Origin of the sequence: Terasakiella sp. (assembly GCF_048267425.1) — a bacterium.
GTDB lineage: Bacteria > Pseudomonadota > Alphaproteobacteria > Rhodospirillales > Terasakiellaceae > Terasakiella.
In genome coordinates this window covers 1-23318 of the sequence record NZ_JBLWXN010000016.1, presented here as the reverse complement: position 1 = coordinate 23318, position 23318 = coordinate 1, and the positions used below count along the sequence as shown (strand labels likewise).

The following is a 23318-nucleotide window of genomic DNA, read 5'->3' as shown; positions in this document are numbered from 1 at the left end:
TTCATTGTATCCTTTATCGGGCAAGGAAAGAACCAACACCTTTTGTAATAGCGCGCTCCAATAAAGCATGCACAACAGCGCGACCAAAGGCACCACTGACATGACTGACAAGTGGAGGAAGGCTTTTTGTTTGCTTTCGTTCAGTTTTAACCAACCCGTAACGATATAAGAAGCCTGCAGATATCAATTTTTCTTCTATGACGTTTAAAGACATTTGCTTTTCATCATAGAAAATTACGAGGGATCCGGCTTTTACATTTGCCTGAATACGTTTAATTCCCTTTAAGGTCATAAAATGACCTTCTATATCAGCGAGTAATGAAATATCCTCCTTAAGTTGCGTTAATTTGAAACGCGCCCGACCGGGAATATGATGAACACAGCCGTCCATGTGGAACTCCTGACAAAAACATAATAAGATATTAATAATCACTCTCATTTATGGCGTCAAGTTTAGATTGCTTCTAACATGTTTATGTATGTGAAAATATTATCGTTCGCGCACGCCTGATAGGGCACGGGCAAGTACCCCCAATGTTGTTCCATTATGTAACAGAGATGAGACTACTGGTGACGTCCATCCCATTGAGGCACCGACAAATAAACCAGAATTGATTCCAACGGCCCATTTGAAATTGGATTGGATTAGTTTCATAGTATCGCGTGATTTCTCATAAGCTTCGGCTACGCCTGAAATATTATCATCGGTTAAAACGATGTCGGCGCTGGCTCGTGCCAAATCTGCCCCTTGTGGCATGGCAATCCCTACGTCGGCATTTACAAGGGCAGGGGCATCATTAACACCGTCCCCGACAAAGGCCAGCTTGCGACCTTGATCTTTTATTTGTTGGACAATTGCGGCCTTTTCTTCAGGACGTAAATCGGCGTAGACTTCTTTAATCCCCAGTTGTTCAGCCAGCGCATGGGCTTTACGTGCGCGGTCTCCGGTCAGAATGGCAATACGGGCCACACCATTGGCATAAAGACGATCAATCATTGATTTTGCATCTTCGCGTAACTGATCGCGTAATCCGATAACGCCTGTCAGTACGCTATCCATTGAGGTATAAAGTAAAATGAGTCCTTTATTTTCCAGTCGGATAATCAGCTCTTCATATGGGGCGATATCGACGTTTTCATGTTCTTCAAGAAAATGTCGGCTACCGATGACTACACGCTTGCCGTTTACCTCACTTACCATCCCATGAGCGACAATGAAATTCACTTCGCTGTGATTGATATGAGGGAGTTCATGTGCTTTCGCATTTGTGACAACCGCATTTGCCACCGGATGTGTGGAATGTTCTTCGATAGAAGCCACCAGTGCCAGCAAACGATCTTTTGGCCATTCTTGCGGTTGTACGGATTCCACTTCGATTACGTCCAGTTCTCCATGTGTTAAGGTCCCTGTTTTATCAAAAACGACGGTATCAATATCTGCAAAGGTTTCAATCACTTGTCCCCCTTTTACAAGGATGCCGTTTTTCGCGCATTTATACATGGTTGATTTCATTGCGACCGGTGTACTTAGTTTCAGCGCACAGGAATAATCGACAAGAAAGACAGATGCCACACGTGTAAAATCACGTGTTAACAGGAAGGTCAATGCGCCTAGACCTAACGTAATCAAAATACGTTGGTTGGCTTTCTTTTCTGCCTTTTTCTGAGTTTCTGATTTATTTTCCAGCGAGTCTTGAATAAATCGGCTGATCCGTGCCGTTGTTGTGTCATCGCCGACTTTTACAGCACGAATGCGTAATGTGCCTTCTTCAACAATTGTACCCGAGAGCACCCGCATATGAGCTTCTTTATTGACCGGAACGCTTTCACCAGTAACCGAAGATTCATTGACCTGTGCGGTTCCACTGAGCACTTGCCCATCCACGGGGATGGTGTCGCCGGGATTCACGGCAACGACGTCGTTGAGTTTCAATTGATCTGCCGCAACTTTCGTCAATTCGCCATTCTGTTCTTTCCAGGCACTCGTAGGTGCGGGATGTAATAGTTGACGTAGGAGTGCATTGGAATTGTTGTTGGTCTTTGCCTCCAACAGTTCTCCCAGATGGATAAAAAAATTGGTGCTTAAAGCGGTGATCGCATCTCCCCGTGACGTGGCCACTCCAATAGCAATTGCATCCAATAACTCAACTTTGACACTCCCACTAAAAAGAGAGTCGATCCCTTCCCAGATGGTTGGTGCAACCAACGCCCCGGCTAAAGCAAGGCGTTGACCTGGTGTGAGGAATGGTGAGGCCGCAAGTGCTAGGCCGTTCAAACTGGCATGAAAAAAGTGCTTTTCTTCGCTGTTGGATTGCTGAACATAGGGCAGGTTCGTTGGCTCCAACCTGTCTAGAAAGTCTAAGACAGCAAGGCGAGTTTCCGGCTTTCCGTCATAGCGTATAACGACGGACTTAGCCCCTTTGTTTACACGTGCGCTCTCAATACCTTCCATACGTTCCACCAAAGTGGAAATGTGACTGGCATCGATCAGTTTGCGTTGCAACCAATCTATACGCACACGAAGACGTTTTAGTGTTTCATGCACGATTTTCGCTTGCTTATAAACTTTCACACGACAAATCCTGTTTTACGGTCTAAAGGCTATTCTTCAGCAGATGCCGCCGTGGTTTCATCTTCTGCTTCAGCTTGAATTTCTGCCTCGGCATCATTAAAGCGTTCTTTAGCCTCTTCCAGTCCTCCTTTTAGGGCGTTGACAGCGCCAGCGGCTGTGCGAAAGATTGTATTTTGAACGTTTTTGTTGGTCAGCACATATGCGGCAGCTGCGCCAATTACCAAGCCATAGACAAACGGTGGCTTCACCCATGCGCCTGAGTTTTTCATTAATCCTGTAGCCATAATTCTTCTCCTTTATCTTATTTTATTCATTGCCTGCATTTGCGGTTTGAGCTCTGCGAATGCGCCGTCGTTTCGGCTTGGATGGCTCAATAGACACGTTTTCGACTTCTCCCTCAATCACCGTATTTTGGGCTTCATCTGGTTGTGTTTCTGTATGTCTTTCCATGCTGGCCGCATGCAGGAGGGCATCTTCCTGTGCTTTTTTCATCATCAAGAAGGTGCCTGCACCCACAGCGGCAAGAGCAACAAAGCCGATTAAGGGACGCGTACGTACGATGTGGGATGCCACAGACGCTGCGGCCATTGTCGCCGCTGATTTGGCTCCATCTCCCAAGGTTTCGTTAATGGCATCTTCTTGATTGATTTCACCAGCTTTAACCCGCGTGTAGTTGGCAAAGCCACTGGTGGCGACCCCAAGAACAGCACCGAAAGCACTGGCCTTGGCGATCTCGTTGGTGGGGGGAAGCCAACTGTTTGCCGTTTTATTTTTTGCCATATTCTGAAAGATTGAAAAGGCCATAATTGTATCCTCTTATTCTATCGCCAATGCATCTTCGCCAAATAAACGGCGTAAGGCATAATCAGCTTGTTGGTTGCTACCATTTAAAAAATCCTGCCAGATGGAAGGGTCCAGAGTTGTTTTGTCATAGTCAATGATGGCACTTAGCGCTGCCAAGTTCACGCGCACGGATTTTATACCGGGAACAGCTTCCAAAGATTTCTTAAGGTTTGATAAAAGATTTTTATCAAGCTGTTTAATGGCTTTAGTTGAACATTTTAGCCGCAATCGACCAGGAACATGCGAAGGGGTGGATAGAAAATGTCGATTTTCCTGAAGAGTTTTTGCAGTAAGTTGAGAAAGAGACATAACACTCAAATTTATTAATTCTAAACAAGTTATTTATATAGGGTTTGATAAAATATGTCAATTAAATCAATAACTTATAAATGAATATCATTCTCAAAAAATAAGGCAATCATTCTAATTACTACCCCAGATGTTTGAAATGTTACATTTATATGTCTGTACAATTAAAGAAAACACAAGCCAGTAGGGGTTAGCTTGATAATCGCCTTAGCAACTATTTGCTGTTGTTGTACATTCCCAATATCGACTTTAGGGATAGAATCTACGTTATCCCCTGCAAGTTTGTAACTACCATCACTATTGCGACAAACAATTCGTTTGATCATCATAGCCTCGCCTAGTCGTTTTATAATAACGATGTCTCGAACCTCATAAAATCTGCGGGTGGCGGCAACCTTGGTCAAAATAAAGTCACCACAGTGCAGCGTAGGAACCATACTCTGGCCTTTAATTTTTAGGATATGCAAACCGAACATATGTTTCACCAAACAGGATAAATCATTGGGATTTCCGGTGGATAGGGCGCTTTTTTACGCACGGTTTTTATATTCTTCGTGTCCCAAAATATTTCAGCAAACCGATTTACCAGTTCGACCAGTTCTTCTCCTACTTTTCGGTCTACTCCCTGTTTGCAGGCACTGGCCTTCATCATGATTTGGTGAACCACGTCATGCACATTTGGGTGCTGTTCAATTTGGGCCTGCTTGATGTAATCTCCCCAAATAATTCGGACCTCATCCTTTACTTTTGCCGCCTCCAGTTCTTTCAACGCAATGCAGCGCGAAATCGTATTTTGTGTTTGTAGCGGATTGATGTTTTCTTTTTCCGATGTTTCCAGCATGATATCCATCATACGAACAACAGATAATGCAGCCACCTGTGCAGTTCCGGGATCATATACTTTGCAGGGAATGTCACAATGCGCTTTCACTTCGTCAAATTTCACAATTCTATCCATTAGAGAAAAAACTTTATGCAGCATCAGCATGGCTCCTGATGAAATTATAATATGCAAGTGATAGTCATTATTAATTAGATGGTATATTTTTTTGTATTTTTGTCAATGCTGATATTCAGATTTGTTATCACTTTTGTTTGATTGACGCTCAGTCACCTGTAGGAAGGTCTAATCAGGTGATAGGGTTTAATTTTGGGTGCTTTGGAATGATGCGTCGCTATGAAGGTTTGAAAATTTATTCTTGAGCAAGCGGGGAAATCATATCTTTTCTTTTTGGGTTAACGAGATGGGTCCATACTTTGTAAAAGCGCCAGATAAGAAGGACTGATCCGGTTGCAAATCCAAAAGCCATTCCCCACCATATGCCTTTTATGCTCCAGTCTAGTTGGAAAGCGAGGATGTAGGAAAAGGGGATCGCGATAAACCAGAAGCTGCCCATTGTGAGGCTGATAGGGGCATGACTATCCCCTAATCCGCGTAGAATGCCTATTAAAACGATACGTGCACAATCAACGATCAGGCAAATTGCTGCAATCGTTAAAAGACTGACCACTTCTTGTGTGATTGGGATATCCAATTGATTGGAGAAATTAAGAAAAAGAGATGTGATCTCCTGTCCAAAAACAATAAGGCAAAGACCATATATAATCATCGCGCCAGAGCCAAACAGGATGGCTTGTTTACATGAACGTTGCAATGCCAGTTGGTTTTGTTGTCCCATATAACGTGCGATAACGATGGAAATTGCCTCGCTGAAACCAAAAGCCAAACCTGTTCCGATTTCTGCCATTTGTAACGTGATTGCATGTATGGCGAGTTGGGTGGGACCCAAAAGGCCGACGAAAAATGTCAGGACAGCAAAAAATGCCAATGTTGCACATTCAAGGATCATCATGGGCACGCCATAACGAATGATTTCCGGCAGATGTAAAATGATTTGTTGCGGGTCAATGCCTTTAACAGTGAGTGCTGTGCTATTGGATTTGAGGCGCAACCAAAATAATAAGAAAATTGTTTCGAGACAGAAAGTTACAAAAGTGCTGATCCCTAAACCGGCAAGCCCTGAAGCTTCAATCGGTCCCCAGCCGAACATAAAAACAGAATTCAGCCCCATATTTACAAATATGGACACAAGGGAAATCCAAAACAGCGAGGAACCTTGTCCGTTCAGGGAGGCAATGATCCATAAAAAACTGAATAGTCCGGCAACCGGTAAAGTAAGGGTGAGGTAAAAAAGATAGTCAAGTGAAGCCGCTATGAGCCTTTCATCCTGTCCAAAGGCAAGTAAAATGTCATCCCCAATGTATAAGATAGCAATGCAAAGCCCTATAATAATCAATAGGCATCCGACGACACCGATCAAGCGGGCTTGGTAGGCTTTTGGGTTATCTTTCCCTTTATATTTTGAGAGCAAGGGGGCGCAACCGGCGCAAAAACCAACACAAGATAGCATCACAACATGAAACAGGGTTGCTGCAAGAGTTGCTGCGGCAAGCAGGAAACTGCCCAACATACCAGCCATCAGTACATCGGTGACGCCAATGGCAATATGTGCAAGATTGGATAACCCCAAATAAAGTCCTAAGCCAATTAACCCCGGTACTTTATCGTCTTTATGCATTTTCGTGGTTTTCCTTTAGCGGGGCAATAACGTCAATGCGTGGATAACCTTTGCCCGTATCACTGATTTCTGTCTCTACATGATAAACACGTTCGATATTTTGGCTTGTCAGAACGTCGAACGGGGGGCCGCTGGCAACGATGCGCCCCTGCTTTAGAAGGACGAGGATATCGCAATAACGTGCGGCCAGGTCCAGATCATGTAGCGCTGCAAGGGCAATTTTACCTTCGGATTTCACTTTGCCATGAACCAATGCAAGTACACTAATTTTCCAATGAAGGTCAAGTGCGGAGGTGGGCTCATCAAGAAGCAAAAGTTCCGGTTCGCGGATGAGAGCTAAGGCAAGGCCAACCAGTTGACGTTTGCCCCCCGATAACGTGTACAGGGGAGAAAGGGCAAACTGTACAAGTCCCAAGTCTTTGAAAATTCGTTCAATATTACGTGCCAGCTCTCTATCTGAAATGGGTAAGGCGAGCGCGCGTGCAGTACTCCACATCAATTCAGTAGGGGTCAGGGCTGTGGGTGAGGGGGGCGTCTGGGGCATGGTTGCAACTTTGTTGAACCAATGCTTTTGGTCTGTTTCTGCCACGTTCAATTTATCAAATGAAATATGCCCGTCGCATTTTTTTTCACCGGCAAGGCATTTCATCAATGTTGATTTGCCAGACGCATTTGGTCCCAACAAGCCGACGATTGTGCCAGCAGGGATATTAGGCAAGCTGACATCATGCAGAATTGTCTTTTTTCCATAAGTGGTTGAGACATTCTGTACTTTTAGTCGCATCATTGCCTCCTGCTACGTTGGAAGAGAAGGGAAAGGAAAAGCGGCACGCCTACAACAGCGGTTAAAATACCCACAGGAATGATGACTCCGGGAATAAGTGTTTTTGATAAAGTTGAGGCCATAGATAAAAGCAAGGCCCCGCAAATGGCTGCGCCGGGAACCAGCATGCGATGATCTTCGCCTAATAATAAGCGGGCGATATGGGGGCCGACAAGTCCAACAAAACCGATTGTTCCGACAAAGCAGACTGCAAAAGCAGCAAGAATGGAGGACCTGACAATGACCCATGTACGTAACCTTGGGACATTGACGCCCGTGCTCCTCGCATGGGCTTCACCGCCACGCAGCAAGGTTAGTAACCAGACGTGTTTCAGGCTGAACGGTAAGATGATAAAGAAACAGGAGCTAACAATTGCAACTTCGAGCCACCCCGCTTTGGTCAAATTACCGATTGTCCAGAAAACGACCTGTTGCAAAGCATCTTCGTCTGCGATGAGGTGAAACCCCGACGAAATCGCATTGCATAAAAAAACAAGCGAGATACCAAATAAAACAACGGTTTGCCGACTGCCCCCAGATATCCGGACAACAAATAAAACCAGTAAAGAAGCTCCTAAAGCCCCGCTAAGCGCAAGGAAAGGTAAGATAAATTGGGTGGGCAGATTGGGTATGTCCGGGATCAAAACAATGGCAATACTGGCGCCGACAACAGCAGCGGAAGATACGCCTAACGTAAATGGACTGGCAAGGGGGTTGTCCAGAACCGTTTGTGTTTCAATACCGGATAACCCAAGTGCTGCCCCGACAGCCAAGGCAATCAAGGCGTCAGGCAAGCGAACGTCCCAGAGGATGATTTGATAGCGTAATTCCAGCGTATCAGGATGTATCAGTCCTTTTAAAACTTGTCCGGCACTCAACCCAGCTGGTCCGGCGAGAATGTCCAGCCACAAACTAACGAGCAAGGCAATAAACATGCTGCTGAGAACGACAACTCGTCTGCGCGTGAGTTGACTAAATCCGGTATAAAGGTCATTAGAGTTTGTCATGGCGATAGGTCGCAAAATAGGTGCCGTCGATTTCAACTGGCATAAAACGATTATAAAGTGTGTTAAGAGTTTGTTGTGGATCGATATCTTTAAAAAGGGTGGGGTGTATCCACTTTGCCAAGGCTTCCAAAACGACTATATTCAAAGGAGAATTGTAGAAATTGTGCCAAAAACTATGGGCCCGACCATTACGAATTGCATCCATAGCCTGAAATTCTGAAGTGGTAAGATAACGGGTGAGGCTTTCTTCTGCGATTTGTGCTGTTACACCCGCCCCTGTTGTGACAGGCAAGGCACCAGATTCAAATTCCGGGATAGTGCCCGATGCAGTCGCAATCCATACATCCGGGTTTTCAAGCAATAAGAATTCATGCGTATGTAGTGCGGTTGGTCCGGGTGCAATTTTATCGGCAATGTTATTTCCGCCCGCATACTCTACAAAGGGGCCCAGCATGCCGTCGGCCATTCCCCAACAACATTCCCGTCGTCCGGCATGAACTTGTAAAAATACTTTTGGTTTGTCTATTACATTTTCCAGACGGGTGCGGATTGTGTCCATGCGATCCTGATAAAAATCAATATAGGCTTGCGCACGTTCTTCGGCCCCGAACAATTGTCCCAGTATTTTTAAGGACGGAAGGGTGTTTTTTAATGGGTTTTGGCGAAAATCAATAAAAATGATTTTGATGCCGGCCGCTTCCAATTGATCAATCAATTCTTTAGCTTTGCTATTGGGACCATGATCACCCAACCCCAGAATAATGACCTCTGGGCGAAGGTCGATGATTTTTTCTGCAGAGACGCTATCGGCCCCCTTTGTACCAAAAACCGGAATATTCTTTGCCTTTGGGAATTTTGAAAACAGCTTTTGTTCCAAAACCGGGTGCGTCCATTTCAAAGGAGACATCATTCCGACCAAGCCTTCAACAGGATTGTTTTCACGCAATAAGGACAGGGTTGCAATATAGCGTCCCTCACTCAGCCCAAATCTGGAAACGGGTGTCTCTACGGTAACCTTACGGCCTGCGAGATCAATTAATTCAAGTGGTTTTGCCTGTGCCCCGTGAACAAAAAAGACGGATAACAGTGTTACGATGAAAAACTTCAAAACCTTATACCTTCGTAAAAAATGAGTTAGCCCGACCCCATCAGGGCCGGGCAAATGGTGCATAGAACCCTTTAAAAGTCAGCGCGCAGAGAGAAGAGGAAGGAGCGACCGGCTTCTAGCATCGGTTCGACATTGGCAAAATCCTGACCGTATGTTGCACGGTCGGCATAAGCCTGATCGTTCAGGTTATTTCCTTCGAGACGCAATGTCAGGAATTCCAGCTCTTTGGGTTTATATTCTGCATAAAGTCCGTATGTCGTATAACCGTCCAGTGCGGCATTCCCTGCCTTTGTTGTATCTTTGTTTTTCAAGGCGCCATCAATGGTTCCGCCGACGGTGAAGCCAAGATCGTGGAACGTATGTTCAGCTTCTAGCGCAAAAACTTTACCAAGCGGTGCACCTAAGTACTGTGTTGTATCGGAGTCTGATTTGGCAGCTGAACCATCGACCTTGATGGTCGTGTCAGAAAAGGACAGTTTTGCAAAACCGTTGTTCCAATAATAACCTGCACCGACTTCGTACCCACGGGTAATAAAATCATGCTTCAGATGTGGACCGCCGGAATAAGTCGGGTTGCGCACATTATCCGCATCCGTGCGAAAAACACCGAAATCAAAGGTAAAGCCGTTATGTGTAGTTTCGACACCAACGGAGAAGTTTTGTGCCCGCGTTGGCTTAACCTCGTTGTTTCGGTAATCCCATGCCCCCTTATTATAAATAAACCCTTCAGACAAGATGATCCCGCCAAATACGTTGGAGTAACCAGCTTTCAATGTTGTGTTTTCGATTACTTTATAGGCAACGGATGTGTTGCCACTTAGCCCGTTTGTATCAATATCTGTGCCATCTAATCCGGTAAAGGTCTGTGTATCTCCGCGCAGGCCGATTGACCATTTCAAATCTTCCATCGGTTGAAGGCGAGCCTGAGTAAAGAGACCGAAATTACGGGCTCGTTCGTCAATTTCTGTTGTTGAGTTGTCTTGATAAGCGTTCACATCGTTGTAGAAATCCAAACCAGCGGTGATCTTGTTTCGCACATCCAGATGGAAATCATTTTCGAACTTTGCCGACAGGCTTCTGGTCTCCCCGTCACTTCCATAAGGGGAAGGGACTTTTACACTGGATACGCCATATCCGATTGTTACGCGCGGGTCCAGCCATCCTTGGGCATGTTCCATGTTGTAATTGAAGACGACATTCGTTCGTTCTACTGTGTAGATACGTTCTCGTGCTTCATTTCGGTTGGTTAAGTTTTGCAGGTTTGCCCGAAATGGCCGATTTGAATCATCTTTTACAGATTCACCGGATAATTCAAAGCGGTGATTGTCGGCTTCATAAGCAACTTTCCCTAAAAAGGATTTCAGGTTTGTTCCCGTCCCATAGGTCTGTTCCCCAAGCCCACTATCATAATCATCCCCTTTGCCCCATTTGAAGAACCCCAAAGCTTCGAAATCACCAAGACGACCATACATGGACTCGCTGTTGGTAAACGTTTCGCTGTTGGTATCGTAAGTAGCTGTCGCAAAACCGCCAAAGTTTTTATCGGGTGACAGTAAATCATCGACATCAACCGTTTCATAGGCGATCCCACCTGCCAAGGCACCGGGACCCGCATCTGCCGGAGCTACACTGGGGTCTACTCTAACCGCTTTTAACAAGCTTGGGTCGATGAAATTGTTGCCTGAATGGTGAAACACCTTGTTGTTATGACGTGCACCGTCAATCGTAACGGCAAGATTATGTTCTTCGACACCGCGAACAAAGACTTTTTGGGAAGACGCAATTGCGCCGCCAACAGAAACAGCAGCCTCACCGGCAAATACCTTTTTGACTGTTGTTGGATTTCGGCGAGCCAAAACAGTACCTGAGATATATTTTGAATCAACGCGGTCTGCACCGCCAGCATGACGATCAAAATTAACAGCGTCCTGTATCATAATCGGTGATAAGGTTAAAGCGTTGGCATCGCTTGCTACATTTGAGACGACAACAGAACCATCCGGTTTGATTTCAAAATAAAGACCTAGACCATTTGTCAATTGAGCCAGTGCCTGTTGTGCTGTCATCCGTCCTTGTACGGGATGTCCCCGCAATCCCCGAATGGCGTCTCCATGTGCAGAAACCTGTAGGCCTGTCTGTAAAGCAAAGCGATTTAAGGCATCTGACAATGTCTGGGCGGGGATATTAAAATCATACTCTTTGTTGACAGCACTTTGTGCCTCAACTGGTGCTGTTATGACAACTGTACCACTGAAGATCAATGATACGGCAATTGCCCGCAATATATTTTTATTGCGAAGATTGCTTTTGAAACGGCTCATTTAGAAATTCCTTACTCGTCATCTTCATATCATGAGTGCGAATGCGTCTCATTTAAAATTGTGTATATAGAGACGAAATGACATTCAGGAATTTTCAAAAAAATTATATATTTTTATTTTTAGAACTCTAATTGGCAGAGATGACAAGCATCCACGGTGTCATTTGATAGGTTTTAGCGCCAATGGTTTGTCCCACTGCCTTTAGTGCAATATCAGGTTTGTCGAGCAGGTACATCCCGCTTACAGGTTGGTTTTCCAATCCTTCACCGTGCACAAGCACAATGCCATTATAATATCTTCTTAAGGTATCAATGACTTCTCCGGCAGGGCGGTCATTTACGACAAAACGCCCCTCACGCCAGGCAGCAACATAGTCGGTAGAAATTATAAAACGTTTGTATGATCCATCGGTCGCAACGCTAATGCCATCACCCTTTTTTAAGATTTCATCTTCTTGCGTGGAAAAATCGGGCTTTACACGGACAACCCCTTCTTTCACCTTCACAGCAGTTTGGTGGTTAGACAAATTCACATCAAATGCAGTTCCCAAAACGGATATCTGTGTGCCATTTGCCATTACGCGGAAAGGATGTTCTACTTTCTTTGCGACTTCAAAGAAGGCTTGTCCCTCCAATAATTTAACGCCCCGGTATCTATCCGTATAATCTATATTCAAGCGACTGTGCGGGCCTAAATACACGCGGCTACCGTCTGCAAGATTTATAGAACGGTTTTCGCCCTGTCCTGTGCTGAAATCTGCGGTGCCTTTGTCAGTTTCGGTAAAGAGGGCGATAAGAAGTAACGAGGCAGCAATAGCCAATCCTGTCCATTTCTTTTTCTTAAAAAGGTCAATCTTTGTTCCAGGATGGATTGATGTGTTGTTAGTTGTTGTCTGAGGCGCCCATTCATGAGTGAATTCAGGCGTAGTTTCCCCCATTAATTTGTAGGTATGAACAGTCTTTATCCAGTCACGTGCATGTTCCGGTGTTTGATCATACCAACGTGTGAAATCCGCCTTTAATTTCGTATCGTCGGGATTATCTTTTAATGCAAGCAGCCATTCAGTGGCTTTTTCTGGTTCTGTCATTTGACACATACAAATTCTCACTAGACAACAAGTCTTAATATTTAAAAACGCGCTTTCAAGAGTGCCCTGTTTTTTTTTATACACTATAGACGTTTTTACAGAGCCCGTTTTTCAATTTCTTAATCAGTTTATAATTTTGCACTACAATACTCGAGTGCATGTAAAACCAAAGAATGTGCTGTTCCGACGGAAACACCAAGATGCTCAGCGATTTCAGGATAGGTGTGATTGCCAAAACGGTGCATTTCAAATGCAATTCGTGTTCGCTTGGGCAATTCCTGCAAAGCTTGTTTCACGAGCTTTAATTCCTGTTTGGCAGCCAACCTACGTTCGGCAGACGGTTTTTCTTCTTCCAAAAGGCTTAAGGCTGCATTTGAATCCAAATCTCCCCTGCTTTGATCTTTTGCAAGTTTTCGTTGAAGGTCAAAACACTTATTGCGCACGATGCCGTATAAATATGCTAACGGTTCAACAATCTGTTTTTCCTGTGTTGCTGTGACAAATTGAAAATAGGCATCCTGAACCACATCTTCTGCATGAAAGTCATCCCCTAGTATTTTTCTGGCATATCCGACCAGCTCTCCCCTGTGCACAATATATATATCGAGCGTTTCTGTATGGGATTGCATGATTTAACTCATTTTTACGTACACGTTAAATGTTAATAATAATTATTATCAATGCTTAACTACAGTTTTAGTACAAAAATCACAAGAAAAAATTACCAGAGGCGTCCCCCTCTCGTTTAAATTTTAACCTGAAGAGGGGAATTCGAAATTACGCTATGTATTCTGTTGTTTAAGCCTGCTGTTTTTTTGAATTTTTCTGTTGGTGATTATCATAATAGTAAATGCGCTCAGGGTTGTGGCGAACGCTAGGAGAAAAAGTGTGCTATATCCATAGAATGTCACCAACCAGCCACCAATCATTGCACACAGGATCGCAACGATCATATCCGCAGATTGGAACAGTGAAAAATTGACACCGGATTGAGTGCCAAACGACCATCGCATCAGCAACGTATAGAGTACAACGAATTTGGCGGCAGAAAGTAAGGAACATAAGATGTAGAGCGCTTCTATACTGCCTGTGATAGCTGATGAAAACTGAGGGGAAAAATAGAGAGCAGTATAGGAGAGGCTTTCCAGTAGAAGGACGCACAGAAACACCTTCTTGACGTTGATATATCTGATAATGATACCGCTCAGAAATACGGCGCAAAGGGCCGTCATCGTACCGCCACCGGCGGCAAGCAGGCCAAGTTTCTTTAGATCAAGGCCTTGATCTACGAGAAACGGTATCATCATAGCCAGAACGAGGCGAGTACCGATTTGTGAAATTACGACAAACAAAATTCCGTATAAAACGGTCTGGTTTGAAAAGGCATATTTGAGAGAAGGGCGCGAGGTACCTTGTGGCTGCAAGTTTTGAAATAGATTGGACCAGAGCATGAAGGCGGGTAGGGACATGATAAGGACGCAGATCAACAGAATAATTAATGCAAACTGCCAGTCTTGCATGGCTACGAAATAGAGGAAAAGGCCACCGCCGATCAAACCGCCAATATAGGAGCCACCCACCTGCATAATATTGCCAATTCCGCGATTTTTTTCACTCAACTGATCGATTGCCAACCCGTCACTGGCGATATCTGCAAAAGTAGAGAGTAAGGCCATACAAGTAATCAGAGCGAAGATAATGGTTAAGTGATTGAGATCGACGTAAATTAAAGCACCCAACAACAGGGCGGTTAATCCGTACGCACCGACAATCAACAGGGTGTGGTTTTTAAGTGTGTTGGCTTGTTTACGATAGGTTTCGACATATGGAGACCACAGGAACTTTAGTGCCCAAGGCAGCATGACGAGATAAAAAAGACCGATATGAGATGTTGATACTCCCTCTGTACGCAAGATGGCGGGTATGCCTTGCAATGCGAACATGCTGATCAAGCTTTGTATGACATAGGCACCGCCCAAAATGGTGAGCAGGATGCTAAGGGGCGGTTTCAAGGAAAGAGAGCCGGAGTGTTGCACGCAATTGTTCCGTTTGAAGAAGAAGGGAAGGCAGGTAAAGACAAAGAAGAACGTTATCGTGATTTTTAAGGCTTGAACAGCGCGATCCGGCAAAAGCTATTGTGATCGGTATTTTTGATGAGTGTGTCGCGTGCAAGCCAAGGATGGAGGCAAAAAATCCCCTTTGCAGTGATTGCGAACGGATTGCAATAGTGCGCGATCAGCATGCGGTTTTAAGGTGCTGCCTTCTTATTAATATCACGGATATAAGTAAAGCGCGGATGGCACATTCAACATTTTCCAGTCTGATTAATTTGGCGCCGGGGCATCGCCATAAAGTATTTCTGTCCTCTTTTCTAGCGATCTTGTCTGTATGTGCAGAAGTTCTGCCGTATTTATGTGTTTACGGGATATTGCTTTTTCATGGTGTAAGTGAGGTCGACAAGGTCTGGGACTTTGCGTATGCCTGTATGGCGGCTTTACTGGCTCGACCGCTTTTGTTCGGGGCATCAACCTGGCTTGCACATATTGCATCGTTTGATATTCTTTATGAAGTTCGCTTGCGACTGTTAGGTAAGTTGACCCGATTGCCTCTATCGTATTTTACGACCCGACAAACAGGCAATTTAAAGCGGATGGTGAATGAAAATGTAGAAGTTCTAGAACTTTATTTTAGCCACCAATTGCCAGATATGCTGGCGGCTATGGTGATGCCGCTTTTGACATTGCTGTTGTTGTTTTTGGTCAGTTGGCCATTGGCTCTTGCCGCGATTGGTGTCGTTCCTTTGTTGTGGTTTTCCAACTTTTTAATTATGCGGGGGCATGGTGATAAGATTAACCGATATTTCGCATTGCTGGGACAGATAAACGGGGTCTTTGTCGAATATCTACAAGGCCTGGAAACGTTAAAAAATTTACATGACAAAGATGCCCCCTTTGTTCGTCTGGAAGAAAAGACGCAAGAATTTAAAGCGTTTAATGCAGACTGGCAAAAAAGCTGGTTGGCGCCGTGGACTTTGTTCTCTGTCTCGACAGGTGCGTCCTTGTTGTTTGTGATCCCATCAGGTGTGTGGTTGTTGCAATCGGATTTGGTCACGGTCTATGATTTTATGTTTGCCATCCTATGTGTTACGGGGATTGCGGCACCTATTTTGAAGTTGATGATCTATATGGAAATCTTTCTGCGTGTGCAAAAGGTTGTAACGTCTATCAATCTTTTGCTAGAGGCGCCGGAAGACAGGGCAGGTGGGCATATTACGTCTGTTGATGAGCAAGACCAGATCCGTTTTCGAGATGTTGTGGTCTGTGACGGTGACCAAAAATTGCTTGATCACATTACCTTGGATATTCCGCACAAAGGGATTACCGCTGTTGTTGGACTTTCAGGTGCGGGCAAAACGACCTTATTAAGGGCCATGTGTCATTTGTTGACACCCAATAGTGGTAAAATCCTGATCGGGAGTTTTGGACTTGATGATTATCGTCCTGAAGCGGTGACAAGACACATTGCTTTTGTCAGTCAGGATGTTTTTTTGTTTGAAGGTGCAATTTTGGATAATATCCGAATAGGGCGCACAGAAGCGACGGAAGATGAGGTGATCAAAGCTGCCAAGGGCGCTAAAGTCCATGATTTTATTGAAAACTTGCCTCAGGGATATAAGACGGAAATTGGAGAAAACGGGGTGCGTTTGTCCGGCGGGGAGCGCCAGCGCTTGTCTTTGGCGCGCGCGCTAATTTGCAACACGCCTGTTCTGGTGTTGGATGAAATTACGGCCCATGTGGATATGTACCATGAACATCTTATTCAAACAGCGATTAATGCGCTGGTGGGGCAAAAGACGATCGTGCTGTCGTCTCATCGTCTCGACAGTGTTGCGACCTGTGATCATATTATCATGCTGGATAACGCTACGCTGGTGGGGGCAGGTTCCCATCAAGAGTTGATGGCCGACAATAAAATGTATCAACATCTGTGGCAGTTGCAGCAGGAAAACATTGATTGGACATTAAAAACGCATGATGTCAGTACGTGCAACCGAGGTAAGGCAGAGTAATCCGATATGTTCTTCTTTAAATTTCTGGAACTGGCTGGCCCAGACCGTAGTTGTCTGATCCGGGCAATTCTTTACAAGATTTGTGAAAGTTTTTTTGCCGCCTTGCCGTTTGGGGTAGGGTATGTGTGTTTAAGTTTCTATCTGGATGGGAGATATGCGCAGGAATTACTGCCGTTTGCACTGACAGACCGGTTTGCTCCTTTGTATCTGGCTATTTTGTTGCTGGTTCTTTATGGGATGCAGTGGCTCTGTTTCTGGCGCACAAACGTTAATGCCTATGCGGCAGGTAACCGGATCAATACCCGCTTGCGTCTGCGCTTGATGTCCCATTTATGTAAACTCCCCCTTGGTTATACAGAGGCTAAGGGAACGGGGGAAACTTCACATGTATTGATGCAGGATGTGATGGTGCTGGAACAAGTGCCGGGATTGATTTTACCGCGCTTTGTCTTTGCGGTGACGTTTCCTTTTTTTGCGGCTGTGTTGGTGTTTAGTCTGGATTATCGACTGGGGCTGGCACTGGTTTCTGGTCTTCCTTTTGCTATATTGGTGCTGGTTTGGGGGCATCGCAGCATGGCAAACGCCAGCGAGAAACTTCGATGCGAAGGTGGGGTGTTGAATGCGCGTTTGCTGGAATTTATCCGTGGGATTGCCGTGATTAAAGCATTTGGCTTGCTGGAGAATAGGGAAAATCGCTGTTTTCAGGCTGCAAAGGCGTTTCAGGTGGCCTGTAAGCATATGACTTTTCGTTATGTGATGCCGACGTTGGTGTTTCCCGTGCTTTTATTGACGGGTATTTGCGCCTTGGTTTTATTATCAACGTCAGACCTGCTGGCGGGGCAAATGACAGCGTCTTTGATGTTTTTGTATTTCTTTTTGGGGTTGCGCCTGTTTAGTCCTTTCTTGGATTTGATGGATTTTTCGGCCTTGGTACGACAAACCGAAGGGGCTTTGAAGCGGGTGCTGAACATTCTGGATCAGCCGATTGAACAGAGGCCGAAAACGGCTGTGAGCCTTCGTGATCATGCGGTGTCGTTTGAACAGGTCTGCTTTTCTTATGAAGGGCAGGGTGAAGGCGCAAGGCAACAACTTGAACAGGTTTCATTTTTTGTCCCACAAGGGCATAACCTCGGGATTGTCGGTTATACCGGGGCTGGCAAATCGACAATTGCAAAGCTGCTTTGCGGGCACTATTCAGCGACATCGGGTCAAATCAAAATCGGTGATGTTGATATCCGTGATCTACCGAGAGATCAACTGAATGATCTGGTCTGTTACATCTCGCAGCAGGTGGTGTTGTTTAGTGATAGCGTTCGCAACAATATCTCGTTAGGTCGGGCGCATGTTGGGGAAGAAGATGTGATCAAGGCAGCAAAGGCAGCGCGTTGTCATGATCTGATAATGGGTTGGGAGAACGGGTATGGTACCGTTTTACAGAGCGCCGGAGCGCAGCTATCTGGCGGGGAACGCCAACGCATCGCGCTCGCAAGGGCTTTTTTGCAGGATAGTCCGATCCTGATAATGGATGAAATTACCTCTGCCATGGATATTGAAAATGAAAGACTGGTGCAACAGGCTCTTTCTGAGCTTGCCAAAGAGAAGACGGTGATTGTTATCGCGCATCGTCTTTGGACCCTAAAAGAACAAGACGAGATTATTGTACTGGAAAAAGGCCGTTTAATTGAAAAAGGTAGCCATGAAGATCTTCTCTCTCAAGCTACTCTGTATAAACGTTTTTGGGAAATGCTGCGCGAGACAAAGGGGTGGGGGCATGTTGTATCCTGAGACATAGAAGAGTGAAACTTATTGAGAATGATTATTTGTTGCATTATAGTATATTTCATGTTCCCAGATGAAAGTTGCTATGAATGAATCATTTCAATGCAGATGTGCCGAAAATTTCTTCGCTCATTGAAAAGAACTGCCAATTGGATATCTCAATAGAAAATGAGGGATCCTATAAGTTGTTTGAACATGAAACGTCAAATGGCAGTTCTATATGTCTTTATGATGTTTTTTTTGAAAAGCAGTTTTCCGATCGGCGTGTCACTTCACCGATGTTGCAGGTCTGCGTTATGATGGAGGGAAGCGGGGTATCTTATCTAGAAGGATGTACGGCCCCGATCACCTATTTGCCGGGTCATATGTTTTTGTTTTTTTCAACACGGTCATTGGAAGCTACACATTCCAGCCCTGCCATGATGCCAATGAAACTGGTAGAACTTCGGTTTGACGTGAGTTACGGAAACAACATCTTTCCGGATATTTTGGGTGCGTTGAAAAAAGACGCTTTCCTTTTTTGTGATGACAGTGATGAAGGCGTTTGGTTAGCACGTTTTCCGACACCAACGTCTATTCGCTGTTTAGTCGAAGAAATGCATAGTAAGCAGATTGAAACAGCTTCGGATCGGTTTTGGCTGGAGGCCAAGTCTGTAGAAATTTTGTCAACAACGACAAAAATGTTGGAAAAACAAGTGAACCTCAACCGACAGGCTCCGGTTGAATTGACCCGCAGGGAGCGTAAGGCAATTCATCAGGTTTATGATTTGTTGCTCTCTTCTTTAGAAACTGAATGGACGATCCGTCAACTTGCCCGCAAAGCCGGGATCAACGACAATAAATTGAAGCGTGGCTTCAAATCTATTTTTGGAACGTCTGTATATGCCTGCCTGCAACAACACCGTATGACCAAAGCGGCAGAAGCTCTGCGCCATAGTCAAGAGAGTATTACGATGATTGCGCTGGATGTGGGATATTCAAGCCCTGCACATTTTGCCAAAATTTTCAAACGCTATTTTGGCATGACTCCGCGAGCGTATCGTGCGCAAAATTGAGAATAGTTCTTACTATTAACTACCGATCCCTATAGTCTTACACCGACCCCGATAGTTTTGATGGTTTAGCTGATCTAAGAATTGATCAGATTAATGGAAACCGTTGCATGCGGTTATCAAAACAGGAGTTCTTATGCGAAATCTTTCAACGTCGAAAGCTGCCCTTTTGGTGGGCGCCGGGCTTGTTTCGTTTGCCGTACAGGCAACGGCACAGGCTGATGATACCATCCAGTTGGCCCCTTTGTCTGTTACGGCGACAAAGTTGGAGTTACCAAAAGAAAAAAGTACCACTGCTTTGCAGGTGATCAGCGCGCAGGAACTTTCAGATGCAGGTGTGACCAAGATGACGGATCTGGGTCGTATCGTTCCCGGGTTGATGATTAATAAACAGAGTAACAATGCGTACACCTCTTTTTCCATGCGTGGTGTTTTCTCGGCGGATTATTATAATCCGTCCGTCGTTGTCTATGTGGATGGTGTCGCACAGGATCAGAATTTTAGTGACCGCGTTTTAATGAATGTTGAACGTATCGAAGTGCTTCGCGGGCCGCAGGGTTCACTTTACGGTAAAAATGCGCATGGTGGCGTGATTAATATTATCACAAAAGCACCGAATAATGATGTGGCGGGGCAGGTGAAAACGCGTTATTCCTCCCTTGAACGATCATTGGAAGCCGGGGTTTCGACACCGTTGATTAAGGATACCTTGTATGCAAGCCTGACTGCGCGCGGGTTTAGTGGTGGTGGCGAAGCCGACAATTCTGCCACGGGGGAAAAAGAGGTAGATGACAAACGCAGCCGTCATCTTTCAACCCAATTTCGTTTTGCCCCGAAAGATGGCCCCTTTGATGCCACACTCGGGTATCAACATGATCGCGAACATTTTGAAGATGTATTTTATAATGAGTCGGGCTGGAAAGAGAAAGTCGCCACATCCACAATTGGTGATCGTGGCGACCGTACAAGCGATGCCTTGTCTTTGAATGCAAATTATAATTTTGGCGAGTTTAAACTGACATCCGTGACCGGGTACCAGAAACGCGATATGAACCGTATTCTCATGCGTCGGCAAAATGAAGATCAGGAAGTTATTTCGCAAGAACTGCGTTTAAGTTACAAGCCAACCGATGGTGCATTATCAGGTCTTGTAGGGGTTTATAGTGATCAAACGGACTATGAACGTGATGCGGTGTCCTTTTTCTCTGGCAATGCCTATATGACTGAAGTGACGCAAAACAGTTTTGCCGTTTTTGGGGAAGGGGTTTTTGATGTGACGGACCGCTTGGCTCTGAGTGCCGGGGGCCGATATTCAAAAGATAAAAGCGATTTTGATTTCGTTGAAAACGGCGGCCTGACCTTAAATCGAGATGAAAGTTGGACGACATTTACACCAAAAGTGGGCGGGACCTACAAGTGGACGGATCAATTCAATCAATATGTCACGATTAATCGTGGTTATAAACCTGGTGGCTTTAATAGAACCGCAACAAATACAGCGGCGGAAGTGCCGTACGATCCAGAATATAGCTGGAATTATGAAACCGGTTTACGCAGTGACCTATTTGACGGCAAGTTGAAACTGGATGCATCTGCTTACTATATCGATATCAAAGATATGCAGCTTTATAGAGGTGTGGGGGGACAGCAAGTCTTGAGAAACGTGGGGGATAGCACATCAATGGGGATTGAGTTTAGTGCAGTTGCCCACCCACTACAAAACCTTGAAGTGATGGCGGGCCTTGGCCTTAATCGTAGCGAGCTGGAGACATCAAATAATCTGGATGGCAATAAGACGCCTTATACGCCGAAAGTGAAGGCAAACCTTGGCATCCAATATTATCTGGAGACGCAATCCTTGCCGGGCACATTCATTCCGCGGGTTGATGTAAATTATTACGGAAAATCTCATTTAGATGTTGATAATAATTACAGCCAATCAGCTTATACTCTTGTTGATTTGCGTTTGGGTTATGAATGGAACAACTTGAACTTTGCACTGTTTGCGCAGAATGTGTTTGATAAAGACTATAAAGTTTATCAAAGCGGTGCGAGCTATATTCAAGTGGGTGATGGTCGTAATGTCGGATTGGAACTGTCATACGCCTTTTAAGTTCGCTTTCAGCTAAAAAGACCAGATTTCTAGACACCTTGCCTCATTGTATAACCGACAAGGTGTCTACTGTTCTAGGGACTATTCAATCTGTCGTTACTGGGGTAGTTAGGGGTCTGTTAGAGAGCCCTTTTTTGGCCAGTTCGGGAAGCGTCAATTCTTCGCGTAAAGCTTCCAAAGCGACTTTGGCCTTGAAGTCAGCAGAATGATTACGACGTTTTGCCATCGGATAGTCCTTTTAAAAGCGGCTATCCCACCTTAACATCCTGTCCAGTTTTTGGGGACCATCTCTTGTCGTGAACGGTTTTTTCAGTCGTGTCTTTTGTAGTCATGGATTTCTGTTTCATCTTCGTTCGCTTTCGCTCTCTATGATAAAGTCAAAACCCTCTGTTATGCAACTCTCTTAATTTGTCCCACTGAGGCTGACGGGAGACACCATCGCCCACGCTCTGCAAGAAAATTTGGAATAATTTTCACCTTTTGTTCTCAGGTGTCTTGCGAAATCAATAATTCAGGCTATTTCAACATTGAGTCAACAGGAGAGGTGTGAGTGCCCCCTTCTTCGTCTCGTCAGGATAACCCAAAGCGGCCCTTTCTTTTTCGCGAAAGAAGGGGCCGCTTTTTTTATTGGAGAAAATTAAAATGGCAAAACTCAACAAAGCTTATGAGGAACGCGAAACCGCGCGTCTGCGAGAGCTTATGAAAGATCCCAGATATTGGAAGAAAAAAGATCCGGCCTATGTGGATATGATCCGCCAAGGTTTTCAAAACCTCTATGACAATCCGCCGCCTGAAGCACTAGCGGCAGAAGGTAAAGCCGCCAATCAGATCGGAATTAACGGCCAAAATCATGGGCAAGATACGATAGTTGCCCATGTCACGCCGGGTGAGATCGTCATTCCCTTAAGTGCGCAAACACCGCAGTTAATGGAATATCTTTCTCAAACGTTAGGCGATGATATTCTGAAATACACGGTTGGCTCAGGACACGAACAGGAGAACCCGGTCAGCGGTTTGCCCGCTTTTGCAGATGGATATAAGGATCGCTTTGCCGACAATAGTAGCTACTATTTCGGAGGAGAGAGGAAGCCGTTTCAATGGCATTATGAGGATAGAGATGCCAAGAATGTCTATCTGCCGGAGAATGTGAACGATGCCCGGAAATTTGGCAGTCGATGGGAAGAAATGCCAGAAAACCAGAATATCTTTCATGATAATGGTAAAGGTAAAATGGAGCGTAAATTTATCAATCCGGATGGACGTGAGGCAATTTACGACGGTGATACCGGGAATCTCCTAACCGATCTCAAACTTAGGGGGACCTATAATTACGCAAATGCCTGGAACGAAAACAAGCCCCTTAAAAAACCGGGTGATTATCTGGAGTATGGGGCACGTTGGGCTGGTCATGCTGTTTCGGATGTTATTCCTTGGATGATTGGAGGGAATGACCGTTAAGTATAATCCAATTTACGTTTTTTGAGTAAAAACGTTCAAAGCCTTCCATGTCTAGGATAGAATGTTTTTCTATCCTAGACGACTTGAGGGGAAATAATGAATAAGGCTTTGATTCTTTCGGGAATTGTAAATGCACTTCTTTTCCTGCTGGCAGGCGTAAGCCTCTTTCTATACAGGCAAGAAATTGAGTTCTATTTC

General features: G+C 45.0%; 21 protein-coding genes. 5 read left to right on the top strand and 16 right to left on the bottom strand.

Annotated features, from left to right (window positions below; translation table 11 throughout):
- Positions 1–13 precede the first annotated feature (13 nt).
- From ACN0VA_RS16830 to ACN0VA_RS16760, 15 genes are all read right to left on the bottom strand, one after another.
- Positions 14–439: an HMA2 domain-containing protein gene (locus tag ACN0VA_RS16830; RefSeq protein ID WP_417822286.1), complete on the bottom strand. Its 426-nt coding sequence runs from the start codon at positions 437–439 to the stop codon at positions 14–16.
- 51 nt (positions 440–490) lie between these two features.
- On the bottom strand, positions 491–2572 hold the full coding sequence (locus ACN0VA_RS16825) for a heavy metal translocating P-type ATPase (protein ID WP_417822285.1): 2082 nt from the start codon (positions 2570–2572) through the stop codon (positions 491–493).
- Between the two features lie 29 nt (positions 2573–2601).
- The gene (locus ACN0VA_RS16820; protein WP_417822284.1) at positions 2602–2856 is read right to left on the bottom strand and encodes a hypothetical protein; all 255 of its coding nucleotides are present in this window, start codon (positions 2854–2856) and stop codon (positions 2602–2604) included.
- Positions 2857–2878: 22 nt separating this feature from the next.
- Positions 2879–3376, bottom strand: a complete 498-nt coding sequence (locus ACN0VA_RS16815; protein ID WP_417822283.1) for a hypothetical protein — start codon at positions 3374–3376, stop codon at positions 2879–2881.
- 12 nt (positions 3377–3388) lie between these two features.
- On the bottom strand, positions 3389–3724 hold the full coding sequence (locus tag ACN0VA_RS16810; RefSeq protein WP_417822282.1) for an HMA2 domain-containing protein: 336 nt from the start codon (positions 3722–3724) through the stop codon (positions 3389–3391).
- Positions 3725–3888: 164 nt separating this feature from the next.
- Complete coding sequence (locus ACN0VA_RS16805; protein WP_417822281.1) at positions 3889–4200, bottom strand: S24/S26 family peptidase; 312 nt, start codon at positions 4198–4200, stop codon at positions 3889–3891.
- 5 nt (positions 4201–4205) lie between these two features.
- Positions 4206–4706 (bottom strand): superoxide dismutase, Ni, encoded by a 501-nt coding sequence (gene sodN, locus ACN0VA_RS16800; RefSeq protein ID WP_417822302.1) that lies wholly within the window; start codon positions 4704–4706, stop codon positions 4206–4208.
- 211 nt (positions 4707–4917) lie between these two features.
- Positions 4918–6303 carry an MATE family efflux transporter gene (locus ACN0VA_RS16795; RefSeq protein ID WP_417822280.1) on the bottom strand — a complete coding sequence of 462 codons (1386 nt, stop codon included), beginning with the start codon at positions 6301–6303 and terminating at the stop codon, positions 4918–4920.
- Positions 6296–7090, bottom strand: a complete 795-nt coding sequence (locus ACN0VA_RS16790) for an ABC transporter ATP-binding protein (protein ID WP_417822279.1) — start codon at positions 7088–7090, stop codon at positions 6296–6298. Before ACN0VA_RS16790 ends, ACN0VA_RS16795 begins: the two co-directional genes overlap by 8 nt.
- Positions 7087–8133 carry a FecCD family ABC transporter permease gene (locus tag ACN0VA_RS16785; protein WP_417822278.1) on the bottom strand — a complete coding sequence of 349 codons (1047 nt, stop codon included), beginning with the start codon at positions 8131–8133 and terminating at the stop codon, positions 7087–7089. Before ACN0VA_RS16785 ends, ACN0VA_RS16790 begins: the two co-directional genes overlap by 4 nt.
- On the bottom strand, positions 8120–9241 hold the full coding sequence (locus ACN0VA_RS16780) for an ABC transporter substrate-binding protein (protein ID WP_417822277.1): 1122 nt from the start codon (positions 9239–9241) through the stop codon (positions 8120–8122). Before ACN0VA_RS16780 ends, ACN0VA_RS16785 begins: the two co-directional genes overlap by 14 nt.
- 71 nt (positions 9242–9312) lie before the next feature.
- The gene (locus ACN0VA_RS16775) at positions 9313–11562 is read right to left on the bottom strand and encodes a TonB-dependent receptor (RefSeq protein ID WP_417822276.1); all 2250 of its coding nucleotides are present in this window, start codon (positions 11560–11562) and stop codon (positions 9313–9315) included.
- A gap of 127 nt (positions 11563–11689) precedes the next feature.
- The gene (locus tag ACN0VA_RS16770) at positions 11690–12649 is read right to left on the bottom strand and encodes a FecR family protein (protein ID WP_417822275.1); all 960 of its coding nucleotides are present in this window, start codon (positions 12647–12649) and stop codon (positions 11690–11692) included.
- A gap of 128 nt (positions 12650–12777) precedes the next feature.
- Positions 12778–13278 (bottom strand): RNA polymerase sigma factor, encoded by a 501-nt coding sequence (locus ACN0VA_RS16765; RefSeq protein WP_417822274.1) that lies wholly within the window; start codon positions 13276–13278, stop codon positions 12778–12780.
- A gap of 153 nt (positions 13279–13431) precedes the next feature.
- Positions 13432–14685, bottom strand: coding sequence for an MFS transporter (locus ACN0VA_RS16760; RefSeq protein WP_417822273.1), 1254 nt, complete (start codon positions 14683–14685; stop codon positions 13432–13434).
- Between the two features lie 260 nt (positions 14686–14945).
- On the opposite strand from ACN0VA_RS16760, the gene ACN0VA_RS16755 reads away from it, so the two are divergent.
- The 4 genes from ACN0VA_RS16755 to ACN0VA_RS16740 all read left to right on the top strand — a co-directional run bounded on the left by ACN0VA_RS16755 (position 14946) and on the right by ACN0VA_RS16740 (position 21662).
- Positions 14946–16718, top strand: a complete 1773-nt coding sequence (locus tag ACN0VA_RS16755) for an ABC transporter ATP-binding protein (RefSeq protein WP_417822272.1) — start codon at positions 14946–14948, stop codon at positions 16716–16718.
- 6 nt (positions 16719–16724) lie between these two features.
- Entirely contained in the window at positions 16725–18503 is a 1779-nt protein-coding gene (locus tag ACN0VA_RS16750; protein ID WP_417822271.1) for an ABC transporter ATP-binding protein, read from the top strand.
- A gap of 83 nt (positions 18504–18586) precedes the next feature.
- The gene (locus ACN0VA_RS16745) at positions 18587–19552 is read left to right on the top strand and encodes a helix-turn-helix domain-containing protein (protein ID WP_417822270.1); all 966 of its coding nucleotides are present in this window, start codon (positions 18587–18589) and stop codon (positions 19550–19552) included.
- Between the two features lie 133 nt (positions 19553–19685).
- Positions 19686–21662: a TonB-dependent receptor gene (locus tag ACN0VA_RS16740; protein WP_417822269.1), complete on the top strand. Its 1977-nt coding sequence runs from the start codon at positions 19686–19688 to the stop codon at positions 21660–21662.
- 85 nt (positions 21663–21747) lie between these two features.
- Here ACN0VA_RS16740 and ACN0VA_RS16735 read toward each other — a convergent pair whose 3' ends face one another.
- Positions 21748–21888, bottom strand: a complete 141-nt coding sequence (locus ACN0VA_RS16735; protein WP_417822303.1) for a hypothetical protein — start codon at positions 21886–21888, stop codon at positions 21748–21750.
- Positions 21889–22304: 416 nt separating this feature from the next.
- Here ACN0VA_RS16735 and ACN0VA_RS16730 point away from each other — a divergent pair, with 416 nt between their 5' ends.
- Complete coding sequence (locus tag ACN0VA_RS16730; protein WP_417822268.1) at positions 22305–23120, top strand: hypothetical protein; 816 nt, start codon at positions 22305–22307, stop codon at positions 23118–23120.
- Positions 23121–23318 lie beyond the last annotated feature (198 nt).

Bases quoted from the DNA above. Each gene is read 5' to 3' on its own strand.
- ACN0VA_RS16830 (WP_417822286.1), bottom strand. From the start codon at position 439: ATGAGAGTGATTATTAATATCTTATTATGTTTTTGTCAGGAGTTCCAC.
- ACN0VA_RS16820 (WP_417822284.1), bottom strand. From the start codon at position 2,856: ATGGCTACAGGATTAATGAAAAACTCAGGCGCATGGGTGAAGCCACCG.
- ACN0VA_RS16815 (WP_417822283.1), bottom strand. From the start codon at position 3,376: ATGGCCTTTTCAATCTTTCAGAATATGGCAAAAAATAAAACGGCAAAC.
- ACN0VA_RS16810 (WP_417822282.1), bottom strand. From the start codon at position 3,724: ATGTCTCTTTCTCAACTTACTGCAAAAACTCTTCAGGAAAATCGACAT.
- ACN0VA_RS16805 (WP_417822281.1), bottom strand. From the start codon at position 4,200: ATGTTCGGTTTGCATATCCTAAAAATTAAAGGCCAGAGTATGGTTCCT.
- sodN (WP_417822302.1), bottom strand. From the start codon at position 4,706: ATGCTGCATAAAGTTTTTTCTCTAATGGATAGAATTGTGAAATTTGAC.
- ACN0VA_RS16795 (WP_417822280.1), bottom strand. From the start codon at position 6,303: ATGCATAAAGACGATAAAGTACCGGGGTTAATTGGCTTAGGACTTTAT.
- ACN0VA_RS16790 (WP_417822279.1), bottom strand. From the start codon at position 7,090: ATGATGCGACTAAAAGTACAGAATGTCTCAACCACTTATGGAAAAAAG.
- ACN0VA_RS16785 (WP_417822278.1), bottom strand. From the start codon at position 8,133: ATGACAAACTCTAATGACCTTTATACCGGATTTAGTCAACTCACGCGC.
- ACN0VA_RS16775 (WP_417822276.1), bottom strand. From the start codon at position 11,562: ATGAGCCGTTTCAAAAGCAATCTTCGCAATAAAAATATATTGCGGGCA.
- ACN0VA_RS16770 (WP_417822275.1), bottom strand. From the start codon at position 12,649: ATGACAGAACCAGAAAAAGCCACTGAATGGCTGCTTGCATTAAAAGAT.
- ACN0VA_RS16765 (WP_417822274.1), bottom strand. From the start codon at position 13,278: ATGCAATCCCATACAGAAACGCTCGATATATATATTGTGCACAGGGGA.
- ACN0VA_RS16755 (WP_417822272.1), top strand. From the start codon at position 14,946: ATGGCACATTCAACATTTTCCAGTCTGATTAATTTGGCGCCGGGGCAT.
- ACN0VA_RS16750 (WP_417822271.1), top strand. From the start codon at position 16,725: ATGTTCTTCTTTAAATTTCTGGAACTGGCTGGCCCAGACCGTAGTTGT.
- ACN0VA_RS16745 (WP_417822270.1), top strand. From the start codon at position 18,587: ATGAATCATTTCAATGCAGATGTGCCGAAAATTTCTTCGCTCATTGAA.
- ACN0VA_RS16740 (WP_417822269.1), top strand. From the start codon at position 19,686: ATGCGAAATCTTTCAACGTCGAAAGCTGCCCTTTTGGTGGGCGCCGGG.
- ACN0VA_RS16735 (WP_417822303.1), bottom strand. From the start codon at position 21,888: ATGGCAAAACGTCGTAATCATTCTGCTGACTTCAAGGCCAAAGTCGCT.
- ACN0VA_RS16730 (WP_417822268.1), top strand. From the start codon at position 22,305: ATGGCAAAACTCAACAAAGCTTATGAGGAACGCGAAACCGCGCGTCTG.